Source organism: uncultured Thiodictyon sp., from assembly GCF_903828115.1.
Taxonomy (GTDB): Bacteria; Pseudomonadota; Gammaproteobacteria; order Chromatiales; family Chromatiaceae; genus Thiodictyon.
Genome location: NZ_CAIKKU010000411.1, coordinates 1 through 23,416, shown reverse-complemented (window position 1 = coordinate 23,416; position 23,416 = coordinate 1). Strand labels below are relative to the sequence as shown.

20 protein-coding genes and 1 pseudogene are annotated in these 23,416 nt (G+C 66.2%); 14 read left to right on the top strand and 7 right to left on the bottom strand.

Annotation, left to right across the window (positions count from 1 at the left end; all coding sequences use genetic code 11):
• Window positions 1-65: 65 nt before the first annotated feature.
• Entirely contained in the window at window positions 66-878 is an 813-nt protein-coding gene (locus QZY48_RS15290; RefSeq protein WP_295432295.1) for an ion transporter, read from the bottom strand.
• 78 nt (window positions 879-956) lie between these two features.
• On the opposite strand from QZY48_RS15290, the pseudogene QZY48_RS15285 reads away from it, so the two are divergent.
• Window positions 957-1,490 (top strand): annotated as a pseudogene (locus tag QZY48_RS15285) (Uma2 family endonuclease); the annotation flags it as partial.
• Between the two features lie 460 nt (window positions 1,491-1,950).
• On the opposite strand, the gene QZY48_RS15280 reads toward QZY48_RS15285, so the two are convergent.
• The 6 genes from QZY48_RS15280 to ppsR all read right to left on the bottom strand — a co-directional run bounded on the left by QZY48_RS15280 (window position 1,951) and on the right by ppsR (window position 6,325).
• Window positions 1,951-2,226, bottom strand: coding sequence for a hypothetical protein (locus tag QZY48_RS15280; RefSeq protein ID WP_295432292.1), 276 nt, complete (start codon window positions 2,224-2,226; stop codon window positions 1,951-1,953).
• A 402-nt stretch (window positions 2,227-2,628) separates the two neighbouring features.
• Window positions 2,629-2,838 (bottom strand): hypothetical protein, encoded by a 210-nt coding sequence (locus QZY48_RS15275; protein WP_295432290.1) that lies wholly within the window; start codon window positions 2,836-2,838, stop codon window positions 2,629-2,631.
• Between the two features lie 54 nt (window positions 2,839-2,892).
• Entirely contained in the window at window positions 2,893-3,066 is a 174-nt protein-coding gene (locus tag QZY48_RS15270) for a hypothetical protein (protein ID WP_295432287.1), read from the bottom strand.
• Window positions 3,063-3,332: a hypothetical protein gene (locus tag QZY48_RS15265; protein ID WP_295432286.1), complete on the bottom strand. Its 270-nt coding sequence runs from the start codon at window positions 3,330-3,332 to the stop codon at window positions 3,063-3,065. Before QZY48_RS15265 ends, QZY48_RS15270 begins: the two co-directional genes overlap by 4 nt.
• Window positions 3,333-3,833: 501 nt before the next feature.
• A complete protein-coding gene (locus QZY48_RS15260; protein WP_295432283.1) occupies window positions 3,834-4,781 on the bottom strand; it encodes a hypothetical protein in 948 nt (315 codons plus the stop codon).
• A 134-nt stretch (window positions 4,782-4,915) separates the two neighbouring features.
• Window positions 4,916-6,325, bottom strand: a complete 1,410-nt coding sequence (gene ppsR, locus QZY48_RS15255) for a transcriptional regulator PpsR (RefSeq protein ID WP_295432281.1) — start codon at window positions 6,323-6,325, stop codon at window positions 4,916-4,918.
• A 426-nt stretch (window positions 6,326-6,751) separates the two neighbouring features.
• Between ppsR and bchF the strand changes: the two genes are divergently transcribed.
• The 13 genes from bchF (at window position 6,752) to hemN (ending at window position 23,299) form a co-directional block, all read left to right on the top strand.
• Window positions 6,752-7,258 (top strand): 2-vinyl bacteriochlorophyllide hydratase, encoded by a 507-nt coding sequence (gene bchF / locus QZY48_RS15250; protein ID WP_295432278.1) that lies wholly within the window; start codon window positions 6,752-6,754, stop codon window positions 7,256-7,258.
• Window positions 7,255-8,538, top strand: coding sequence for a ferredoxin:protochlorophyllide reductase (ATP-dependent) subunit N (locus QZY48_RS15245; protein ID WP_295432275.1), 1,284 nt, complete (start codon window positions 7,255-7,257; stop codon window positions 8,536-8,538). Before bchF ends, QZY48_RS15245 begins: the two co-directional genes overlap by 4 nt.
• 2 nt (window positions 8,539-8,540) lie before the next feature.
• Window positions 8,541-10,136 (top strand): ferredoxin:protochlorophyllide reductase (ATP-dependent) subunit B, encoded by a 1,596-nt coding sequence (bchB, locus tag QZY48_RS15240; protein WP_295432272.1) that lies wholly within the window; start codon window positions 8,541-8,543, stop codon window positions 10,134-10,136.
• Window positions 10,111-13,848, top strand: coding sequence for a magnesium chelatase subunit H (locus QZY48_RS15235; RefSeq protein ID WP_295432269.1), 3,738 nt, complete (start codon window positions 10,111-10,113; stop codon window positions 13,846-13,848). The genes bchB and QZY48_RS15235 overlap by 26 nt, the downstream gene beginning before the upstream one ends.
• 192 nt (window positions 13,849-14,040) lie before the next feature.
• Window positions 14,041-14,955, top strand: coding sequence for a ferredoxin:protochlorophyllide reductase (ATP-dependent) iron-sulfur ATP-binding protein (bchL, locus tag QZY48_RS15230; RefSeq protein ID WP_295432266.1), 915 nt, complete (start codon window positions 14,041-14,043; stop codon window positions 14,953-14,955).
• A complete protein-coding gene (gene bchM / locus QZY48_RS15225) occupies window positions 14,955-15,680 on the top strand; it encodes a magnesium protoporphyrin IX methyltransferase (protein ID WP_295432263.1) in 726 nt (241 codons plus the stop codon). The genes bchL and bchM overlap by 1 nt, the downstream gene beginning before the upstream one ends.
• Entirely contained in the window at window positions 15,677-17,110 is a 1,434-nt protein-coding gene (locus QZY48_RS15220) for a BCD family MFS transporter (RefSeq protein WP_295432260.1), read from the top strand. Before bchM ends, QZY48_RS15220 begins: the two co-directional genes overlap by 4 nt.
• Before the next feature lie 23 nt (window positions 17,111-17,133).
• A complete protein-coding gene (gene puhA, locus QZY48_RS15215; protein ID WP_295432259.1) occupies window positions 17,134-17,898 on the top strand; it encodes a photosynthetic reaction center subunit H in 765 nt (254 codons plus the stop codon).
• An 8-nt stretch (window positions 17,899-17,906) separates the two neighbouring features.
• Complete coding sequence (gene puhB, locus QZY48_RS15210) at window positions 17,907-18,521, top strand: photosynthetic complex putative assembly protein PuhB (protein ID WP_295432256.1); 615 nt, start codon at window positions 17,907-17,909, stop codon at window positions 18,519-18,521.
• A 78-nt stretch (window positions 18,522-18,599) separates the two neighbouring features.
• Window positions 18,600-19,100, top strand: coding sequence for a photosynthetic complex assembly protein PuhC (gene puhC, locus QZY48_RS15205; protein WP_295432253.1), 501 nt, complete (start codon window positions 18,600-18,602; stop codon window positions 19,098-19,100).
• A gap of 40 nt (window positions 19,101-19,140) precedes the next feature.
• Window positions 19,141-20,010, top strand: coding sequence for a putative photosynthetic complex assembly protein PuhE (puhE, locus tag QZY48_RS15200; protein ID WP_295432250.1), 870 nt, complete (start codon window positions 19,141-19,143; stop codon window positions 20,008-20,010).
• 255 nt (window positions 20,011-20,265) lie between these two features.
• Complete coding sequence (gene bchE / locus QZY48_RS15195; protein WP_295432247.1) at window positions 20,266-21,927, top strand: magnesium-protoporphyrin IX monomethyl ester anaerobic oxidative cyclase; 1,662 nt, start codon at window positions 20,266-20,268, stop codon at window positions 21,925-21,927.
• Window positions 21,928-21,940: 13 nt separating this feature from the next.
• Window positions 21,941-23,299, top strand: coding sequence for an oxygen-independent coproporphyrinogen III oxidase (gene hemN / locus QZY48_RS15190; RefSeq protein ID WP_295432244.1), 1,359 nt, complete (start codon window positions 21,941-21,943; stop codon window positions 23,297-23,299).
• Window positions 23,300-23,416 lie beyond the last annotated feature (117 nt).

The window sequence follows — 23,416 nt, the reverse complement described above, 5'->3', positions numbered from 1 at the left end:
TCGTTGTCGTAATCGTGGTCGGATTATTCGATTACGACAACGATTACGACAACGACAACGACGACTCAGTCATGCGTGTACTCGGGTAACAACGCCCCGCAGTCCTTGCAGAACCTGGCATCCGACTCATGTCCCTCGCTCAGGCATTCGTGGCAGGTCCGCGTCGTCGGCGGGCGGTTAAAGCGTCGTGCGGTCATCTCGGCGGTGACAATGCCGGTGGGAACGGCCAGGATGCCCCAACCGAGCAGCATCATCACCGAGGCGATCAGTTTTCCAAGGTCCGTGTGGGGCGTCAGATCACCATAACCCACCGTGGTCATGGTCACGATGGCCCAATACACGGCGGTCGGGATGCTGGTATAGCCGTTTTCGGGACCCTCGACCACGTACATGGCGGTCCCGAGCAGCAGTACGGCCATCAACACCACCGAGAGAAAGATCAGAATCTTGCGCGCACTGCCGCGCAGTGCCCGCCCCAAGGCACGGTACTCGGTAATGTAGGCGCCGAGCTTCAGAATCCGAAAGATGCGCAGCAAACGCAGGACGCGTATCCCCTGAAATGCCACTGCATGGGGAAACAGCAGCACCAGGTAGCTGGGCAGAAACGCGAGCAGGTCGACGATGCCGAAGAAGCTGCGCGCATAGCGGGCCGGTTGCCGAACGCACCACAGGCGGGCGGCATATTCCACTGTGAACAATAGAGTGAAAAACCACTCCAGCGCCTCGAGCAGGTCACCATAGCGCGCGGCGATGCGCTCGACACTGTCCATGATCACCACCGACACGCTGACCAGGATCGCGACGAGCAGGGCCAAGTCGAACGCCCGGCCGGCGCGCGTGTCGGCCTCGAAGATGATCGTGTGCACCCGCAGGCGCAACCCCGCCTCCGGCCTTCCGTACCTCTGCCTTGCGGAACTCACCGGTCAGTCCTCCACCGTTCCAGGTTCTGGTCTGGACGGAATCCTCAGGTCTTCGTCGCCGCCGACTTGCTGTGGTACCCGGTCCCCGACCGTCGGGTGGCGGGGCCGGTGGCCCCGGACGTGATGGTCGCAATCGGACGACCGAAGGGGCGGCGCGGTTGCTACAAGCAGTGGGAAGAGGGCGGGATCGCCCCGCAGGTGGTCTTCGAGATCCTCTCGCCCTTCAACAGTGCCAAGGAGATGGCCGATAAACTCGGCTTCTACGACCGTTTCGGGGTCGAAGAGTACTACGTCTACGATCCACCCGGCAACCTTCTGGAGGTCTGGCTGCGCCAGGACGGTCAGTTGCGCCGGATGGCACACATCAAGGGCTGGACCAGCCCACGACTCGGCATCCGCTTTGGCTCGACCGGGGACAGTCTCGCGATCTTCGATCCTCAGGGCCAACCCTTCCTGAGTTCAGTCGAGCTTGCGGAGCGCCTGCGGCAGGAGGCCGCGCGGGCCGAGCAGGAGCGAGCGCGCGCCGATCGCTTGGTCGAGCGGCTCCGCGCCCTGGGCGTCGAGCCTTGAGGGGGTATCTCGGCTGCCGGTTCGGGCCTTGATCGTAAGTCCGGACCTAGGGTGGACGAGCGCTAGCGCAGTCCACCGAATCCCGCGCCGTTGCTGGCGGACTGCGCTGCGCTTGTCCACCCTACGATGCCGCGTGGCCGGAGATGTGACCAAGGCCGCCGGTTCGTTCAACCCTCAACCACGGTACCAAATGAGTATCAAGCCGGGAAAACGAGATAAGAAATGCCTCGTCCTGATTCAGGGCGAGGAGTTGTTCGCGCTGAAAGAGGTTGCCTGCCACATGAGCGAGTGTTTCGGGCTCGACTCAAGAATATTCAACTTGGTTAACTCCCATAAACTCGGTCGGATCTGCAATTTCCGGGCACTGAAAGCCGTACTCGCGGCGGGACGGGGCATTCGCCCCGTCCCGAACGTTCATTCCGTCGCCGATGCTTGCCGGTCCGCAGGTCCGGAGAAAACGTCATGGACGGGGCCAATGCCCCGTCCAGCCCGGTGCGCAGCAAGGGTTGCGCGTCGGCGCCGCGGCGGAGGGCCGCAGTTCCTCGATGATCTCCGCCACCAACCGCCCGGTCAGCGCCCGCATGGTTAAGCGCGTCATGCGGGAAACCTGATCCTCGTCAATGTCTTCTTCGGATTGGGCGGCGTCAATGATGCACAGCAGCGCACGCGCTTCGTCAATCATGGCAGTCCGCAAGCTGTCTTCGTTCTGGTTCCTGTTCCAACTCATGGCAGTCATCAAATGCTCCTGGGATTCTCCGGTAGCCGGGTACTTGCGCGATGAGCTTGCAGTCTTTCTTTTCGCAAGCGGCGCAGCGCGCTCATAGTCCGGTGCTCGGGCTCCCGCTTGGAAGCCCAGCGTTAGGCGGTATTTTCGCCCTTTGCGTAGGAAATCTCGGTACGGTAGCAGACATTGCACTCATCCTCCGACGAAAGGCGCACGGTCAGGACCGCAGAGGAGACAGCACGTAGCACGTAGGTTGGGGTGACAAAGAAACCCCAACGTGATGGCATATTATGATCAATGCCCGCACGACGATGGTTGGCGCACGCCTCGCTCATGTGGCAGGCGCTCCGCGCCGCTTGTGCCGATGGCCGGAGCGATCCTCAAGGCCGGAGTCAGCAGGCTCCTGGCGCCATGCTATTCGGACGGTTGATTCCAATTGTCCATGGCCATGCCACTTATTTCTTCCAGGCTCTTCTCTGGCCATAAGTCCCGCTGCCATTGCGTGTAGTCGAAGGGTTCCCGCAGGATCAAACTGACAAATCGTTCGGCGTGGACCACACCAAGCGCGGCGATCAGCGCTTCGATGCCACGCAATTGCAGTTCAGTGTCGGTAATCGTATTCATCTGCTTTCTTGCCGGGAAGGGATTTTGTGCGTTCTCTAGCTCGAGAATGTATGACTACACCAGCTGCAAGTCTCCCTGTCTTATTCTGGCTTGAATATACAGCTTCGTCTCGGTTTCCAGCCGGACACGGAGATGACCCTGATCGTCGAACAGGGCGAGCACGCGCTCGAATCCAGGCTCCCGTCGATAGTGGATCAGCAGCGCGGACGTGTCGAACAAGTAGATCATGCGCCGAGCGACCGGACACGTTCCAGGTCCTCACGCTCCCGCTCTGCCTCCAGTTCGCCAACCAGGTCCCGACCGGGCGCCAGATGTGCGCCCAGGCCGCACAGGCGGCGTGCCAGTTCGCCACGGTCAACCAGTCGGCGCACCAGCACCGCGTCCGTTCCGTCGAGCGGCGCCCAGTCCAGACGGTCCCCTGGTTTGATCCCAAGACGGCGCCCAATCTCGTCGGGGATGGTCACTGTGTTATCTGACGAAACGTTGGCGATCATGGTTCGGGTCCCGCAAGAGTTCAGAGCCTTAGTATACCGGTAGGCTGACCAGGGGTCAGGCTTTCGTCGTTCCTGGGCAGAGGCAAAAGGCAAGACCTGCCACCGTCCTCCGCTCTGACCCCCGTCCTGCGCTTCTCCCCGTCTTCTCTCTGCGCCTCCGCGCCACTGCGTGAGCTATTCCTGAGCTATGTCACGCGGAGACGCGGAGGCGTAGAGGAGGATGAGAATCGCCCGCTTGGCCGGAGCGATGATAAAGGAACGCGCAGCACAGGGCCTCATCCATAAACGGGCGCTTGACGCGCGCCGTAACTCGACACCCCGCTTCGCAGCGTCGGGTTACGCTGCGCGAACCCGACCTACGGCACTCGGCCGGAGTTACCCGCGGCGGGACGGGGCATTCGCCCCGTCCCGAACGGTCATTCCGTCGCCGATGCTTACCACAGGTCCGCCAGTCCGGAGAAAACGTCATGGACGGGGCGAATGCCCCGTCCGGCATGAGCCTTAGTCACTCCAACTAGCACATTGGCCGTTGGCTTTGCGATATCCAGGGCCTCCGCGACTTCCGCATCCACCCCCACCGGTCATGCCACTAAAAGGAGTCTCATTGCCATATTGGCCGCGAGTCTCGACAGCACGGCGTTCTGCTGCTTCAACCTGCAATAGCTGTTCCTCGTTAAGAGGTGTCTTATCGCAAAGATTTGGTGTGCTTCCTGTAATGCAGATGCGCAGATTCTCAGCTTGCTCCGCGGCTTCTACTTTTGAGAGTTGCTCCTTGGTAAGAAGCGCCTTATTGCAAATGCTTGGGGTGCGCCCGGTGCTACAGGTATGCAGGTTATCAGCCAGTTCCGCGGCTGCCACCTGCAATAGTTGCTCTTTGGTAAGAAGTGCCTTATTGCAAATGCTTGGCGTGCGCCCGGTGCTACAGGTGTGCAGGTTATCAGCTAGCTCTGCGGCTTCCACCTGCAATAGTTGCTCCTTGGTAAGAAGTGCCTTATTGCAAATGCTTGGGGTGCGCCCGGTGCTACAGGTTCGCAGGTTGTCAGCTAGTTCCGCAGCTTCCACCTGCAATGCCTGCTCCTTGGTAAGAAGCGCCTTATTGCAAATGCTTGGGGTGCGCCCGGTGCTACAGGTGTGCAGGTTATCAGCGAGTTCCGCGGCTTGCACCTGCAATAGTTGCTCCTTGGTAAGAAGTGCCTTATTGCAAATGCTTGGGGTGCGCCCGGTGCTACAAGTGTGCAGGTTATCAGCTAGCTCCGCAGAAAGCACGTCTCTCAGTTCAGCTTCAGACAGGAGATTCTTCTTGCAGAGGGTTTTAGACTTGCCAGTAAGACAGATCTTAAGATTCTCCTGTTTTTCCGATTCTGTGGCCTGTTGCGTTTGTGCTGCTACCAGCATAGAAATCAGAGCAGCGAAAGCAGCGGCAAAAACGGAGATTGTTTTTTGTCTCATCGAGCCCTCGCGAAACCGGTAAAATTTGATCTTGCTGTGTTGCTTATTCTTCCAATTCACTTTGTACTTGATGAATTAGGGCCATTGTTTCTCGGCAGAACGCTAGCACTTCCGCCCAACGGCCATACCGCAACTCACTCCGCCTCCGCCACCACCTCCCCCCCAATCCCATACCGCGCCAGCTTCACATAGAGGCTCTGCCGGCTTAAGCCCAGCAATTCCGCCGCCGAGGCGCGATTGCCGCCGGTGAGTTTCAACGCCGCCTCGATGCACAGCCGCTCGATGAGGTCGGTGGATTCGCGCACCAGGTCTTTGAGCGGCGCGCTGCCGACCCGGTCGGTGAATTGGGCGACCCACACCGGCAGGCCGGCGCTGGTTTGCTCGCCGCTGCCCAGCCGCCGGCCGACGTCGCGGATGAAGAAGCCGAAGCAGGGCAAGGGCCCGTGTTCGATGGCGGCGCCCGAGATCTCGACGTCGGCGGTGGTGCCGTATTGACCGCGCAGCGTGGTCTTGAAGAGCCGCAGGGTGCCGTGCTGGCGCAGGGTGCTCAAGAGGACGTTGAGGTCGATCCCGGCGCGGCCCAGCCAGCGGTCGAGTGATTGGCCGCGCAGCAGGTGCTCATTGGCCAGTTCGACCTGATTCAAAAAGGCGCGATTGGCGGCCAGGATGCGGCCCTCGGCGTCGGTGATCAGGATGGAGTCGGGCGCCGCCGCGACGGCCTTGAGCAGTTTGGCCTCGTTGTCGGGGAGCGCGGCGGCCCCGGGGTCGGTCGGCAGCGGGCAGATCCGGACCACGAACAGGGTCGTGTCGTCCTGGCGCAACAGGGAGGCGGAGACCACGATCTCCCCGGCCGCCTCGCGGCGGCGCACGCTCACGCTGTCCACCTTGCCGCTGGCGAACACGCTGCCGAGCAGGGCCTCGATGGCGCGGGTGCTCTCGGGGTCGAAGCCCTCGGGGAAGGGCCGTCCGACCACCCGGCTGGCGCTGTCGCCCAGCAGCAGGGCCGCCGCGGGATTCGCCTCCACCACCCGGCGCAGGCCCGCATCGACGATCAGCACCGCCTCGGAGACGCTTTGGAAGAGCAGGCGGTAGCGGGTCTCCATCTGGCGGAAGCGCCAGTAGTCGCGTTCCAGGGCCTGCTGGGCGTCGACCAACTGCTGCTGGAGCGAGGCCACCGCCTGCAGCTCCCGCCCGACGGCCAGGATCTGCCCGTGCTTGCCGAAGCGGATGGCGCGATACTGGACCGGGACCTCCCGGCCCGGGCGCCCCAACTGGCTGACCTGGCGCCACTCGCCCGGCCATTCGGCGCGGGCCTCACGCAGGATGGCCGCGACCCGGGGGCGGCTGTCGCTGGCGACGGTGTCCAGCCAGGGGCGGCCCCGCAGGTCGCCGCCCAGTTCCTGCGACAGGGCCTCGTTGCCGATGGCGCAGTCGAGGATGGTGCCCTTGGCGTCGAGCACCAGCGAGATATCGCCGACGGTGCGCAGCAGGTCGACCGCGACCTTGCCGTCGATGCGCTCGGCCAGGGTGCCCGGGGCGCTCAAGGCCGACCCGCCCGCCGCCCGGCCTCGGGGCGGCACTCAGGACGCGCACCGGACGCAACCGGACGCAAGCGGGGCCGCACGAAGCCGGCGAGGGCAACCGGGGGGACAGAGCGCATCACAGTGACTACCCTCGCGCAGACTTGAGATAAAATGGCCGGCTCGCACCCGTAGGAGCAGTGCGGAAAGGTCCGCACCGGGCCTAAGGGTATCCCAAGTCTGTCTACTCGGCTGGGAATGTCAAGTTTCCACTACGTCAACTTGCATTGACACTCGCCCACCACAAGGCTAGATTGTGCGCAGTGGCAACGGCTTCGGCCCCGACCGCGCCCCCGTCCCCGGACCCGCTGACCAAGCTGCGGTCATGGCCGGTCTGTGCGGCGTAGTTCGCCAAGAAACCAATCATTTGATTTCAGGTACCGCCAGAGCATGCCCCTTTACACGCCGGAGGAGCGCAAGCGCCGCGACGCATCCCCTTGGACCCTGGTCCAGGGCATCCTCGCCCCCCTCCAATTCATTGTATTTCTGATCAGCCTGGGGCTGGTCCTGCGCTATCTCGCAACCTTCGAGGGGGCCGAGGCCGCGACCATCTCCATCGTCGTCAAGACCCTGGTCCTGTATCTGATCATGATCACCGGGTCGATCTGGGAGAAGGTGGTCTTCGGCCGTTACCTGTTCGCCCCGGCCTTTTTCTGGGAAGATGTGTTCAGCATGTTGGTGCTGGCCCTGCACACGGCCTACCTGGTCGCGCTGGCCTTCGACCTGCTGTCCGTCCGCGACCTGATGTGGCTGGCCCTGGCCGCCTACGCGACCTATGTGATCAATGCCACCCAGTTCCTGCTCAAGCTGCGGGCGGCGCGCCTCCAACAGGCCCGCGAATCCGCCGCGGCCCCAGGCGGCCCCGCGCCCATGGGGCAGGCGGAGACGGCCCTGTGAGCGGCGCCGTGCCCGCGTCGCCCGGCGCCCGCGGCGCCGCCTTACCGCAAATCCTGCGCGAGTCCGGCCAGTGCGAGGTCTTCTGCGGGCTCAGCAGCATCGTCTGGCTGCACCGCAAGATGCACGACACCTTCTTCCTGGTGGTCGGCTCACGCACCTGCGCCCACCTGCTCCAGTCCGCCGCCGGGGTGATGATCTTCGCCGAGCCGCGCTTCGCGACCGCCATCCTCCAGGAACGCGACCTGGCCGGTATCGCCGACTGTCATGACGAACTCGATCTCGTCGTCAACCGCCTCCTGGAGCGTCGGGCGGACATCCGCACCCTGTTCCTGGTCGGTTCCTGCCCCTCGGAGGTCATCAAGCTCGACCTGCACAAGGCGGCCGAGCGGCTGACCAGTGCCCAGCGGGGGCGGGTCAAGGTGCTCGCCTTCAGCGGCAGCGGCCTGGAGACCACCTTCACCCAGGGCGAGGACCAGTGCGTCGCCGCCCTGCTGCCGGAACTGCCGCGCCCCCAGGCCGGGGAGCGCAACCTGCTGGTGCTCGGGACCCTGGCGGATGTCGTCGAGGACCAGTTCAACCGCCTGTTCGATGCACTTGGCATCGGGCCGGTGCAGTTCCTCCCGGGCACCGACACCCAGTCCTTCCCGCCCCTGGGGGAGGGAACCAGCGTCCTGTTCGCGCAGCCCTTTTTCAACGAAACCGCGGGGCTGCTGGCGGCCCGCGGGGCGCACCTGCTGAGCGCCCCCTTCCCCTTCGGGGTCGAGGGGACCCTGGCCTGGCTCAAGGCCGCCGCCCGCGCCTGGGGGCTCACGGACGCGCAGTTCGAGGGCACCACCGCCGGCCCCGCCGAGCGGGCGCGCGGGTCGCTTGCGCGTTACCGCGAGGTGCTGGCCGGGCGGCGCATGACCTTCCTGCCCGACTCCCAATTGGAAATCCCGCTCGCGCGCTTTCTGCACCGCGAGTGCGGGGTCGAACTGCTCGAGGTCGGCACCCCCTATCTGGACCGGCGCGCCATGCAGCCCGAACTGGACCTGCTCCCGCCGGGTCTGCGGCTGGTGGAGGGTCAGGATGTGGACCGGCAGTTGGATCGGGTCGCGGCCGAGCGCCCGGACCTGACCGTCTGCGGCCTGGGCTTGGCCAACCCGCTGGAGGCGCTCGGTCTGCGCACCAAGTGGTCGATCGAACTGGTGTTCACGCCTATCCACGGCTTCGAGCAGGCGGCCGACCTGGCAGAACTGTTCGCCCGCCCCCTGCTGCGCCGCGCCGCCCTGAAGGTCTAGCCATGCAACTGACGGTCTGGACCTACGAAGGGCCTCCGCACATCGGTGCCATGCGCATCGCCGCCTCCATGCGCGCGGTGCACTGCGTGCTGCACGCCCCCCAAGGCGATACCTACGCGGACCTGCTGTTCACCATGATCGAGCGCGGTGAGCGCCGCCCGCCGGTCAGCTACACCACCTTCAAGGCGCGCGACCTGGGGACCGACACGGCGGAATTGCTCAAGACCCGGGTCCGGGAAACCTACGAGCGCTTTAAGCCCGACCTGCTGCTGGTCGGCGAGGCCTGCACCGCGGAACTGCTCCAGGACCAGGCGGGGACGCTCGCCGCCTCGATGGGCCTGCCGGTCCCGGTGGTGCCGTTGGAACTCTCCGCCTTCTCCCGCCAGGAGAACTGGGGGGCGAGCGAGACCTTCTACCAGATCGTGCGCCGTATCCTGCACCAGCAGGTCCCGGCCCCCGGCAGCACGCCGCGGGCGAGCGTGCGCGAGCGCTGCGCAGGCCGCCGGCCGACGGCCAACCTGCTCGGCCCCACCGCGCTCGGCTTTCGCTGTCGCGATGACGTGGTGGAGGTCACCCGGCTCTTGGACTCGATCGGCGTGGACGTCAACCTGATCGCCCCCCTGGGCGCCTCCCCCGCCGACATCGCCCGGATTCCCGAGGCCGACTTCAACTGCTGCCTCTATCCGGAGGTCGCCTTGGCGGCCTGCAGTTGGCTGGAGCGGATGTTCAAGCTGCCGACGGTGAAGGCCATCCCGATCGGGGTGGGCGCCACCCGGGACTTCCTGCGCGAGATCGGCGCCCTGACCGGCATCGCTGTCGATGCGGCCCTTGCGGCCGGCGCCTCGCGCCTGCCCTGGTACTCCCGCTCGGTGGACTCGACCTATCTCACCGGCAAGCGCGTTTATATCTTCGCCGACGCCACCCACGCGATCGCCGCGGCCCGCATCTGCGCCGAGGAACTGGGGTTCAAGGTCGTCGGCCTCGGCACCTATTCGCGCGAACTGGCCCGCGAGGTCCGGGCCGCCGCCGCGCTCTATGGGACCGAGGCACTGATCACGGACGACTATCTGGAGGTCGAGACCCAGGTCGCGGGGCTGCACCCGGAACTGGTGTTGGGCACCCAGATGGAGCGCCACATTGCCAAACGGCTCGGCGTCCCCTGCGCCGTCATCGGCGCGCCCCACCATGTGCAGGACTGCCCGGCCCGCTACGCCCCCCAAATGGGCTTCGAGGGCACCAACGTCATCTTCGACACCTGGGTCCACCCCCTGATGATGGGCCTGGAAGAGCACCTGTTGACCATGTTCCGGGGCGATTTCGAGTTTCATGACGAGGCCGCCCCCTCGCACCTGCACGGCCCTCTCCCCAACCCCTCCCCCACGGGGGGAGGGGCTCCCGACTCCCCTCCCCCCGTGGGGGAGGGGCCGGGGGAGAGGGGGCCTCAATGGGCCCCCGAGGCCGAGCGGGAGCTGAAGAAAATCCCCTTTTTCGTCCGCGGCAAGGCCCGCCGCAACACCGAATTATTTGCCACTGAACGCGGCATTCAAATGATTACCGTGGAGACGCTCTACGATGCGAAAGCGCACTTCGGACGCTGACCGTTCGACCCCGCGGGATACCCCGATCCGCGTCGTCATCGTGGCCCTGGACGGCCACTTGGCGGGCACCCTGGACCGGGCGCGCCCCGGTCTGCGCCGGGATATCCCCGGACTGGCGCTCAGCCTGCACGCCGCCGCCGAATGGGCGGGGGACCCGCAGGCGGTCGAGCGCTGCCGCGCCGACGTGGCCACCGCCGATATCGTCATCAACACCATGCTGGTGATGGAAGAGCACATACAGCCGATCCTGCCGGCGCTGCAGGCGCGCCGTGATCACTGCGACGCCATGGTCAGTTGCATGTCCGCCGGGGAGGTCATGCGCCTGACCCGCATGGGCGGCTTCAGCATGGACGGCAAGCAGGGCGGCCCCCTGGCGCTGCTCAAGCGCCTGCGCGGCGGCAGCAAGAAGGAGGGGCAGGAGGCCAACGCCGGCTCGGCGCAGATGAGCATGTTGCGGCGCATCCCCAAGCTGCTGCGCTTCATCCCCGGCACCGCCCAGGACGTGCGTGCCTATTTCCTGAGCCTGCAATACTGGCTGGCGGGCTCCGAGGAGAACATCGCCAACCTGGTCCGCTATCTGGTGGACCGCTATGCCGACGGCGAGCGCCGCCCCCTGCGCGGCACCCTCAAGGTGCCCCCGCCGCTGGAATATCCGGACGTCGGCATCTATCACCCGCGCCTGCCCGGTCACATCAGTGACGACCTGGGCAAGCTCCCGCCCGCCGGGCGCGACTGCAAGGGCACCGTCGGGCTGCTGCTGATGCGCTCCTATGTCCTGGCCGGCAACGCCAATCACTATGACGGGGTGATCGCGTCCCTGGAGTCCCGCGGGCTGCGCGTGGTCCCGGCCTATGCCAGCGGGCTCGACGCCCGCCCGGCGGTCGAACGCTTCTTCATGCACCACGGCCGCGCCACCGTGGACGCGGTGATCTCGCTCACCGGCTTCTCGCTCGTCGGCGGACCGGCCTATAACGACGCCAAGGCGGCCCAGGAACTGCTGACCAAACTGGACGTGCCCTATCTGTCCACCCTGGCGGTCGAATTCCAGACCATGGAGCAGTGGCAGGACTCGGACCAGGGACTGCTGCCGGTGGAGGCCACCATGATGGTCGCCATCCCGGAACTGGACGGCTGCACCGGGCCCATGGTCTACGGCGGGCGCTCCAATGCCGTCGCCGTCGATCAGGCACGCGACATGCAGTCGCACAATGAGCGCACCGAGATGCTGGCATCGCGGGTCGCCCGGCTGGTGTCGCTGCGGCGCACGGCGCGGCGCGACCGCAAGGTCGCCATCGTGCTCTTCAACTTCCCGCCCAACGCGGGCAACACCGGCACCGCCGCCTACCTGTCGGTCTTCTCGTCCCTGTTCAATACGTTGACCGCGCTCAAGGCGGCCGGTTACGCGGTCGATGTCCCCAAGGACGTCGATGCGCTGCGCGAGGGCATCGTCAACGGCAACGCCTCGCGCTATGGCGCGCACGCCAATGTACACGCCCGGGTCCCGGTCGACCACCATGTCCGCCGCGAGCCCTACCTGAAGCAGATCGAAAAGCAGTGGGGCTCGGCCCCCGGCAAACAGCAGGCGGACGGGCGCTCCATCTTCGTGCTCGGCGAGCGCTACGGTAACGTCTTCGTCGGCGTGCAGCCCGCCTTCGGCTACGAGGGCGACCCCATGCGCCTGCTGTTCGAGAAGGGCTTCACCCCCACCCACGCCTTCACCGCCTTCTATCGCTATCTGAAGGAGGAGTTCGGGGCGGACGCGGTGCTGCACTTCGGCACCCACGGCGCCCTGGAGTTCATGCCCGGCAAGCAGTCGGGGCTCTCCGCCGAGTGCTGGCCGGACCGCCTGATCGGCGACCTGCCCAACCTCTATCTCTATGCCTCCAACAACCCCTCGGAAGGCACCATCGCCAAGCGCCGCGCCGCCGCGACCCTGATCAGCTATCTGACCCCGCCGATCGCCCACGCCGGGCTCTATCGCGGGCTCATCGATCTGAAGGGCTCGATCGAGCGCTGGCGCAGCCTGCCGCCCGACGAGGTCAATGAGCGCCACGGCCTGGCCGAACTGATCCAGGCGCAGGGGGCTGAACTCGACCTGAACCCGGCCGAGCCGGCCTGGGGCGATACCTTCGAGGAGCCCATCGCGCGCCTCAACAAGGCCGTACTGGAACTGGAATACACCCTGATCCCGGACGGCCTGCACATCGTCGGTCAGGTCCCGACCACCGATCAACGCATCGACCTGCTGCTGGCCATCGCCGAGGCCAGTCACGGCGCCCGCCCGGCCCGCGAGGCACTGGCCGCGCTGGTGGGCGGGGCCAACGTCAATCGGGCACTCGCGGCCGGGGCCATGCCCAAGACCGAGGAGAATGTCAGTCTGCTGACTCAACTCGGTGAGACCAATCGGCTGCTGACCGAGCAGCACGAGATCCCATCCATCCTGCACGCGCTCGACGGCGGCTATGTGCGCCCCGCCCCCGGCGGCGACCTGCTGCGCACGCCCGAGATCCTGCCCACCGGGCGCAATCTGCACGGCTTCGACCCCTATCGCATCCCCAGCCGCTTCGCCGTGGCCGACGGGGCGCGCCAGACGCAGCGCCTGCTGGAGCGCTATGCCGTCGAGGGCAACCCGCTGCCGGAGTGCGTGGCCCTGGTGCTCTGGGGTACCGACAACTTGAAGACCGAGGGCGGCCCCATCGCCCAGGCCCTGGCCCTGATGGGGACGGTGCCGCGCTTCGACAGCTTCGGGCGCCTGGCCGGCGCCGCCCTGATCCCGCTGGCCGAACTGGGCCGGCCGCGGATCGACTGCGTCATGACGCTATCGGGCATCTTCCGCGACCTGCTGCCGCTGCAGACCCGGCTGCTCGCCGACGCCTCCTATCTCGCCGCCACCGCGGACGAGCCGCTGGACCAGAACTTCGTGCGCAAACACGCGCTGGCCTACCAGGAGGCCAATGGCTGCGATCTGGAGACCGCCGCGCTGCGCGTCTTCAGCAACGCCGACGGGGCCTACGGGGCCAATGTCAACTATCTGGTCGACAGCAGCCGCTGGGACGAGGGCGATGAACTGGCCGAGACCTATACCCGCCGCAAGTGCTTCGCCTACGGCCGCTCCGGCAAGCCCATGCAGAACGCCGATCTGCTGACCAGCGTGCTCGGCAATGTCGAACTCGCCTACCAGAACCTGGACTCGGTGGAGTTGGGCGTCACCTCCATCGACCACTATTTCGATACCTTGGGCGGCATCAGCCGCGCCGTGGGCCGCGCCCGCGGCACCGATGTCCCGGTCTATATCGGCGACCAGACCACCGGTGACGGGGTGGTGCGCACGCTCGCCGAGCAGGTGGCGCTGGAGACCCGCACCCGCATGCTCAATCCCAAGTGGTACGAGGGGATGCTGGCCCACGGCTACGAGGGGGTGCGCCAGATCGAGACCCATGTGACCAACACCATGGGCTGGTCCGCCACCACCGGCCAGGTCGCCCCCTGGGTCTACCAGCGCCTGACCGAGACCTATGTCCTGGATGACGAGATGCGCGAGCGCCTCGCCGCACTCAATCCGACCGCCTCGGCCAAGGTCGCCAGCCGGCTGATCGAGGCCCACGAACGCAATTACTGGACGCCCGACGCCGCCACCCTCGAGGCCCTGCGCCGCGCCGGCGAGGAGTTGGAGGATCGGTTGGAAGGCGTCTTCCAGGAGGCCGCCGCTTGAACGCGCAAGAGAGTACGTTAGTACGTCAGTACGTTAGTACGTTAGTACGGAAGTACGGGGCGTTGCCGCGGGAACTACCGGTTCCCGTACTCGCGTACTCATGTGCTTCCGAACGGGGACCGGTGCGACGTTGCGGGAACGCGCTCTTCCCGTACTCCCGTACTCACGTACTCACGTACTGGAGTTCCGACGATGTCGCGTGAAGTCGCTCTTCCCGTACTCCCGTACTCCCGTACTCCCGTACTCCCGTTGGACGGAGAGGGCAGCGTCCAGTTCCAGGAGGACGAGGCCATCGGCGGGCAGGCCAAGATCTTCGCGGTCTACGGCAAGGGTGGGATCGGCAAGAGCACGACCTCGTCGAACCTGTCGGTCGCCTTCTCCAAGCTCGGCAAGCGGGTGCTGCAGATCGGCTGCGACCCCAAGCACGACTCCACCTTCACGCTCACCAAGTGCCTGGTGCCCACCGTGATCGACATCCTGGAGTCGGTCCAGTTCCATCCGGAGGAATTACGGCCTGAAGACTACTGTTACGAGGGCTATAATGGTGTGATGTGTGTGGAGGCCGGCGGGCCCCCGGCGGGCACCGGCTGCGGCGGCTATGTCGTCGGCCAGACGGTGAAGCTCCTGAAACAACATCACCTCTTTGAGGACACCGATGTGGTGATCTTCGACGTGCTGGGCGACGTGGTCTGCGGCGGCTTTGCCACGCCCCTGCAGCACGCGGAGCGCGCCCTGATCGTCACCGCCAACGACTTCGATTCGATCTTCGCCATGAACCGGATCGCCGCGGCGATCATGGCCAAGGCCAAGAACTACCGGGTCCGCCTGGGCGGGGTCATCGCCAACCGCAGCGCCGAGACCGATCAGATCGACCGCTTCATCGACGCCGTGGGCCTGAAGCGTTTGGCCCATCTCCCGGACCTGGACGTGATCCGGCGCAGTCGGCTCAAGAAGTGCACCCTGTTCGAGATGGACCCGGGGCCGGAGGTCGAACTGGCCAGGGCCCAATACATGCAACTTGCCGCCGCCCTCTGGGCCGGTACCGAACCCCTGACCGCGCAACCGATGCGCGACCGGGATATCTTTGATTTTCTGGGATTCGATTGATGCCGACCAGCTCTTATCAAGAACGCCGCGGCGAGATCGAGACCTACTTCGACCGCACCGCCTCGGATGCCTGGGGTCGGCTGACCTCCGACGCCCCGGTCAGCCGGGTGCGCGCCACGGTGCGCGCCGGCCGTGACCTCATGCGCGCGACCCTGCTCGGTTGGCTGCCCGCGGATCTGGCGGGGCGGCGGCTGCTCGATGCGGGTTGCGGCACCGGGGCCCTGGCGGTCGAGGCGGCGCGGCGCGGGGCAACCGTGGTCGCCATCGATGTGGCACCGACCCTGATCGCCCTGGCGCAGGAGCGCAGCCCCAAGGATCTCGGCGGCGGCAGCCTCGAGTTCCTGGTGGGCGACATGACCGACCCGGCGCTCGGGACCTTCGACCATGTGGTCGCCATGGACTCGGTGATCCACTACCGCAGTGAGGACGTGGTCGTCCTGCTGGCCAAGGTGGCCGCCCGGACCCAGGGCTCCATCCTCTTCACCTTCGCCCCGCGCACCCCGCTCCTGGCCCTGATGCACGCCGTGGGGCAGTTCTTCCCGCGCGGCGACCGCTCCCCCGCCATCGTGCCCGTCAGTCCCAAACGGCTGGCGCAACTGATCGCGGCGCAAGCGGGCCTGGCCGGCTGGCGCCTGGGCCGCACCCAACGCATCGCCCGCGGCTTTTACACCTCGCAGGCCCTGGAGTTGGTCCGGGGGCCGACAGGGGGGCCGGCGCACCCATGAGGTCGATCGGCGCCATCGTCACCCGCGAGTGGCTGCGGCTGGGGCCGCGCTTCCTGCCCTTCGCGGACGTCGGTACCCGGGAACTGCCCCTGGGTCGGCTGTTGCGCCTCGCCCTGTTCCAGGTCTCGGTCGGCATGGCCGTGGTGCTGCTCAACGGCACCCTGAACCGGGTGGCGGTCGTGGAACTGGGCATCCCGGTCTGGATCATCTCGGTCATGGTCTCGCTGCCGCTGCTGTTCGCGCCGTTGCGCGCCCTGATCGGCTTCCGCTCGGACCACCATGTGTCGGCGCTCGGCTGGCGGCGCGTCCCCTATATCTGGATGGGCACCCTGCTGCAGTTCAGCGGCTTCTCGATCATGCCCTTTGCGCTCCTGGTCCTGGGGGGTGACGCCCATTGGCAGGGTCCGATCGGCCCCATCGGCGCGGCGCTCGCCTTCCTGCTGGTCGGCGCCGGCCTGCACATCACCCAGACGGCCGGGCTCGCACTCGCCACCGACCTGGCCCCGCCGCAGGTGCGCCCCCGCGCCGTCGCCCTGCTCTACGTGATGCTGCTCCTGGGGATGCTGGTCAGCTCCCTGATCTTCGGCCAGATCCTCGCGGACTTCAGCCAGAAGCGCCTGATCCAGGTGCTGCAGGGGGCGGCCCTGGTCACCATGATCCTGAACGTGATCGCGCTGTGGAAACAGGAGGCCCGCAACCCGGCATTGACCCGCGCCGGCCGCGCCACCCCCGCCTTCCGCGACTCCTGGGCCGCCTATCTGCGCGGCGGCCGGGTCACGCGGCTGCTGGTGGCCCTGGGGCTCGGCACCGCCGCCTTCAGTATGCAGGACATCCTGCTGGAACCCTACGGCGGCCAGGTGCTGCACCTCACGGTCGGGGCGACCACCGAACTCACGGCCCTGCTGGCGGGGGGCACGCTCCTGGCCTTCGGGCTGGCCGCGCGGCACCTGGGCCGCGGCGCCGATCCCTATCGCCTGGCGGGCCTGGGCGCCGTGGTCGGGGTCTTTGCCTTCGCCGCGGTCTTGCTGTCCGCGCCCCTGAATTCCACCGTCGTGTTCCGGATCGGCACCTTCCTGATCGGCTTCGGCGGCGGGCTCTTCTCGGTCGGCACCCTCACCGCCGCCATGGGGATGACCCAGGGCGACGAGAGCGGGCTGGCCCTGGGCGCCTGGGGCGCCGTCCAGGCGACCGCCGCCGGGCTTGCGATCGTGCTGGGCGGCACGCTGCGCGATGTCATCGGCGGACTGGCCGCGCAGGACGCTCTGGGAGCCGCCCTGACGAGTCCGGCGGTCGGCTACGGGGCCGTCTACGCGCTCGAGATTGTGCTACTTTTCATGACGCTGGCCGCTATCGGCCCGCTCGCGGGCAGTTCCGCTGCGGGTCGCAAGACCGCGTCAAACAGCTTCGGCCTGGCCGAATTTCCCGGCTAGCCATTTGCCCTCGGGAGGGGAGTATGTTCGCAGCAGCACCTAGCTACATCGATTTTGGCCAGATCGCGATCTGGGCCTTTTGGTTGTTCTTCGCCGGACTGATTATCTACCTCCGGCGTGAGGATAAGCGGGAAGGATACCCGTTGGAGTCGGAGCGCTCCCCGTTCATCACGGTCGTCGGCTGGCCCAACCTGCCCGCACCCAAGACCTTTATCCTGCCCCATGGCCACGGCACCGTGACCAAGCCGAGCCTGGAGCCCGCCTACCAGGTGAACGCCACCCCCGTCGAGCCCTGGCCCGGCGCCCCCCTGACCCCCACCGGCGACCCCATGCTGGCCCGCGTCGGCCCCGGCGCCTGCCCGACCCGCATGAACGAGGCCGATCTCACCTACGAGGGCGTGGACAAGATCGTCCCGATGCGTATCGCCAAGGAATTCTCGGTCGCCGAGGGCGATGCCGATCCGCGCGGCTTCGCGGTGATCGGCTGCGACGATCAGCAGGGCGGCACCATCTCCGAAATCTGGGTCGACCGCTCCGAGCCGCAGATCCGCTACCTTGAGGTCGATGTCAAGGGCGGCAAGCGCGTCCTGCTGCCCATGGGCTTCGCCCGTATCCTGAAGAAGAAGGGGCAGGTAAAGGTCGCTGCCATTACCGCCGCCCAGTTCGCCAATGTTCCGGTTCAAGCCAGCCCCAGCCGCATCACCCTGCGCGAAGAGGACCTGGTGTCGTCCTACTACGGCGGCGGCAAGCTCTATGCCGTCCCGGAACGCCTCGAGCCCTTCCTCTGAAGCCGTCAATGGCCGAGTACGACCACGAACCCGTACCGGGCCTGCCGGAGCGCCTCCCCCCCGGGGAGGCGCTGCTCTGGCAAGGTGTGCCGCGCTGGCAGTCCATGGCGCGGCACGCCTTCCACGCCCGCAAGGTGGTCTTCTATTTCATCGCCCTGTTGATCCTGCTCCTGGCCTGGAACCTCCAGGGGGGCAAGTCGCTGGTCGTGGCCCTGGGCGGGGCCCTGTGGCTTGCGCTGCTGGGCGCCGTCGCGGTCGGCGTGCTGACGCTCCTCGCCTGGGCCATGAGTCGGGCGACGATCTATACGATCACCAGCCGGCGGGTGGTGATGCGCATCGGTGTGGCGATTCAGATCTGCATCAATATCCCATTCGCCCAGATCACCAGCGCCGGGCTGCGCCGGTATCCCGACGGATCAGGGGACCTGCCGCTCACCCTCACCGGGCCGGTGCGCGCGTCCTATATCGTCCTGTGGCCCCACGCCCGTCCCTGGTATTTCTCGCCCCCCCAGCCCATGCTGCGCGCCGTCCCGGACGCCGCCAAGGTCGCCGAGATCCTGGCCGGCGCCCTGGCAAGCGCCCGCCCCGCCCAGCCTGACCCCGACCCCGCGCCAACCCCATGAGCCCGATTCCCACCCCATCCGGGCCCGCGCCGCACTACCTTCATCCTTCATCCCTCATCCTTCATTCTTGCTCCGACCATGGCTGACCCGTCCCCCAACGCCCACTTTCCTCGCAAGGTATTGATCGCGTTCGCCGCGCTGATCGGATTTTTCCTGGTCCTCGTGACCGCGGCGGTCCTGACCGGGTACAATCCCAGTCAACTGCCGCCCTCGCCGGCGGTGTTCAGCCGGGATCTCCGTTTTACGGATCGACCCGACGGGACCACGCTGGTCCAGGACGCCACCGACGGCACTACGGTGGCCGTGCTCCCGGTCGGCGGCGAGGGTTTCGTGCGCGGGGTATTGCGCACCACGTCCCGGGGGCGGCGCAACGCGAGCGTGCCGCCCGAGACGCCGTTCCGGCTGGCCCGGCTCACCGATGGCCGGCTGAACCTGACCGATCTGGGGACGCAGCGGGTGATCGAATTGCGCTCCTTCGGCCCGGCCAATGACGCGGCATTTGCCGTTTTCCTGGGCAGCAAGGCCGCCATCGCCACCGCGCCAGGCGCCCCGGCGGTGAAGACCGACGCTACCCATTAGCCCGCCCCCCGGACTCGGCCGGCGGAACCAGGAACCACGCATGCTCTCGTTTGTCGTCCCGGCGCTCTACGCCTTGTTCGTCTGGTGGCTGGGCACCGGCATCATCCTTTACCTGGACGGACTGCCCCAGCGGACCTACCGCTGGAGCCTGACCGGCGCGGCGGCGGCCCTGGTCGCGGGCGTCTACGGCCTGGTCCTGACCGGTACCGGAGCGTCCCTCGCCCATGTCTATTGCGGCTTCACCTGCGGCGTCCTGATCTGGGGGGCGCTGGAGATGAGCTATTTCATGGGCCTCGTGAGCGGCCCCCGCAAGGCGCCCTGCCCGCCGCGTTGCGGGCCATGGAAACGCTTCGCGCTGGCCGTCGGGACCAGTCTCTACCACGAGGTCTCGGTACTCGTCACCGGCGTCATCCTGATCGCCCTGTGTTGGGACCAGCCCAATCAGGTCGGGGTCTGGACCTACAGTGTCCTGTGGATCATGCGCTGGAGCGCCAAGCTCAATGTCTTCTTCGGGGTACCCAACCTGCATACGGACTGGCTCCCCGAGCACCTGCGATTCCTGCAGACCTACATGGGTCAGCGACACATGAACTATCTGTTCCCCGTGTCCGTGACCCTGGGCACCGTGGGCGTCATACTCCTGGTGGGCCGGGCCCTGGATACCGACATCGCCCCATTCAGCGACACGAGTTACGTACTGACCGCAACGCTCCTCGCCCTGGCGGTCCTGGAACATTGGTTCCTGGTGCTGCCGCTGCCGGACGAGGCCCTGTGGTCCTGGGCCTTCCAGCGGCGCGCCGATACCGGCGCATCGCGGACGCCGGTGTGCCCCGTGTGCGCACAGGATCGACCCCGATCCCTGATCCCTGATCCCCCTGCGGGGCATCTGATCCCAGAAAGAGCAGTTTAGCCGCAAATGAACGCAAATTGACGCAAATAATCAGAGACTTGGCTTTTACTGCATATTCATCGTCCGGGTGACGCCGGCGACGATGATAACCAGTAGATTTATTTGCGCTTATTTGCGTTCATTTGCGGCCAAATACTCTTTTTAGGCTGATCGATCGGCCGGGGGGACGGACAAAAGCGCCGTGCGCGGCTCGCGCAAGGCCACTCAAGGGCCACTGAAGGCACCCATTCAGCGACAGTTTTTCGGAGGTGGACAATGCGCATTTTAATGATTCAGCCGAACTATCACGCGGGCGGCGCGGAGATTGCCGGCAACTGGCCCCCCGGCTGGGTCGCCTACATCGCCGGCGCCCTGAAGCATGCGGGCTATACGGATGTCAGCTTCCTGGACGCGATGTGCGAGCACATGCCGGACGACGTGTTGCGCGAATACATCCGCAAGCACGCCCCGGACGTGGTGCTGGCGACCGCCATCACGCCCATGATCTACAAGGCCCAGACCACCCTCCAGTTGGCCCGCGAGGCGCTGCCCGGCTGCGTCACCATCCTGGGCGGCATTCACCCGACCTTCATGTATACACAGGTCCTGGGCGAGGCCCCCTGGATCGACTACATCGTGCGCGGCGAGGGCGAGGAGATCATCGTCAACCTGCTGCGCTCGGTCGAGAAGGGTACCGACAAGCAGGACCGCGCCCGCATCCAGGGCATCGCCTTCCTGGACGAGGCCGGCCAGGTGGTGGCCACCCCGGCGCACCCGGTGATCCAGGACCTGGACACCCTCACGCCCGACTGGTCCATCCTCAACTGGAACCACTACATCTATATCCCGCTGAACTGCCGGGTGGCGGTGCCGAACTTCGCCCGCGGTTGTCCCTTCACCTGTCGCTTCTGCTCCCAGTGGAAGTTCTGGCGCACCTATCGTCACCGCAACCCGAAGAAGTTCGTCGATGAGGTCGAGTCCCTGGTGCGCGACTACAACGTCCGGTTCATGATCCTGGCGGACGAGGAACCGACCATCTTCAAGCGTCAGTTCGTCGCCCTGTGCCAGGAACTGATCGACCGCAAGGTGAATATCCACTGGGGTATCAACACCCGCGTGACCGACATCATGCGTGACCGGGATCTCCTGCCCTTCTACCGCAAGGCCGGGCTGGTGCATGTGTCGCTCGGCACCGAGGCGGCCGCCCAGTTGAACCTGGACGTCTTCCGCAAGCAGACCACGGTGGAGCAGAACAAGCTCGCCGTGAAGCTCCTGCGCGACGCCGGTATCGTCGCCGAGGTCCAGTTCATCATGGGCCTGGAGAACGAGACCAAGGAGACCATCGAGGAGACCTACCGCCTGGCGCAGGACTGGAAGCCGGACATGGTCAACTGGAACATGTATACCCCCTGGCCCTTCGCCGAGCTGTTCGAGGACTTGGGCGATCGGGTCGAGGTGCGCGACTACTCCAAGTACAACTTCGTCACGCCCATCATGAAGCCCGAGGCCATGACGCGCGAGGAGGTCCTGAAGGGCGTGTTGCGCAATTACGCCCGCTTCTATGCGCGCAAGAGCTTCTTCGAATACCCCTGGATCAGGGACAAGTTCAAGCGCAAGTACATGCTCGGGTGCCTGAAGGCGTTCCTGAAGACCACCTGGAACAAGACCTTCTATGATCTTGAGCGCGTCAAGTACAAGGGCGGCATGTCGACCGAGATCGATCTGGGCTTCGACCAGTCCAAGGTCCTGACCCAGGAGCAGATCGCTGAACTGAAGATCAGCCGCCCCGACCTGTCGGCGGACGTCAACTTCAAGGGCACGCCGATCAAGATCCTGGCCTGCGGCGGACCCGATCAGCAAATCGACGAGGCCACCGGCCTGCCCCCGGCAGTCAGCGAGAAACCCGCGCCCCAGCGCCCCGTCGTCTCGTCCGTGTAGGGAGGATGCAGCCATGACCGCGGCCCTCTTCGCCGATATCCCACAGGAACTGATCGAGCACTTCGACCAGGCGACGAGTGACGCGGTCGGCCTGCCGCCGCCCGCGGGCGGGCAGCGGCAGGCGGCGGCGCACTATGCCGAGTCGCTGCGCGCGCTCGGCGGGCGCCCGGACGAGCCGGTGGCACTCTATGTCCACCTGCCCTTCTGTCCGGTGCGCTGTCTCTATTGCGCCTGCCACACCACCATCACCCACGACGGGACCAAGATCGACCGCTATCTGGACACCCTGGAGCGCGAGCTGGACCTGGTGACCGAGCGGCTCGGCCGCGGCCGGCCCCTGACCCAACTCCACTTAGGCGGCGGTACGCCCAACTATCTCACCGACTGCCAATTGATCCGCCTGATGGAGATGTTGGCGCACCATTTCCGCATCGGCACCGACACTGCGACCAACATCGAATGCAATCCCCGGCGCGCCTCGGCCGGGCAACTGGACCTGCTCAAGGGGCTCGGCTTCAAGGGCGTGAGCTTCGGCATCCAGGACCTGGATGCCCGGGTCCAACACGCCATCGGGCGTGTCAATTCAGTGAGCCTGGTGCGCGACGTCTGCGCCACCGCCCGCGACATCGGGTTCGATTGCATCAGCCTGGACCTGATCTATGGGCTCCCCAACCAGACCCCCCAAGGCTTCGCCTCGACCCTGGACCGGGTCATCGAGATCAGCCCTGACCGGGTGCGCCTCTTCAGCTACGCCCACCACCCCACCACGCGCCCGCACCAATACGCCATCGACGCCGCCTCCCTGCCCGGCCCGGCCGAAAAGCTCGCCCTGCTCCACGGCGCGGTGCACACCTTCACCGAGTCCGGCTACAGTTGGATCGGGGTGGACTCCTTCGTCAGGAATGGCGACGAACTCGCCGACGCCCAGGCGGCCGGGACCCTGCGCCACACCTGTATGGGCTACACCTGCGGCCCGGCCCGCCACCTGCTGGCCTGCGGCACCAGCAGCCTGGGTGAGGTGGACGGGGTCTATGTGCAGAACGAGCCCAACGCCGACGCCTGGCGCAAGGCGATCGAGGCCGGACGCCTCCCCATCCTGTGGGGCCACCGCCTGAGCGACGTCGACCAGCGACGCCATCAGGCGATTCAGCACCTCCTGTGCAACCTGGAGGTACCCCTGAACCTGCTGGCCGGTCTCGCGGCCGACTATGAACGACTGGTGCGCTGCGCCGAGCACGGCTTAGTCGAGGTCGGCACCGACCGCATCAAGGTCACCCCACGCGGGCGCTACTTCCTGCGCGGACTCTGCACCCAAACCGAGCCCAGCCTCGGCTGGAGCAACAACCACTGGGGCGTGCCTCAACTACGGTGACCCGTTGAGTAACGAGACCAGAACAAGTTAAACACAACACCATCGCTTTCGTTGTCGTTGTCGTAATCGAGAAGCGCTGCAAGTTGGCGTCCGAGAGACCCCGGGCGCCAGGATAAC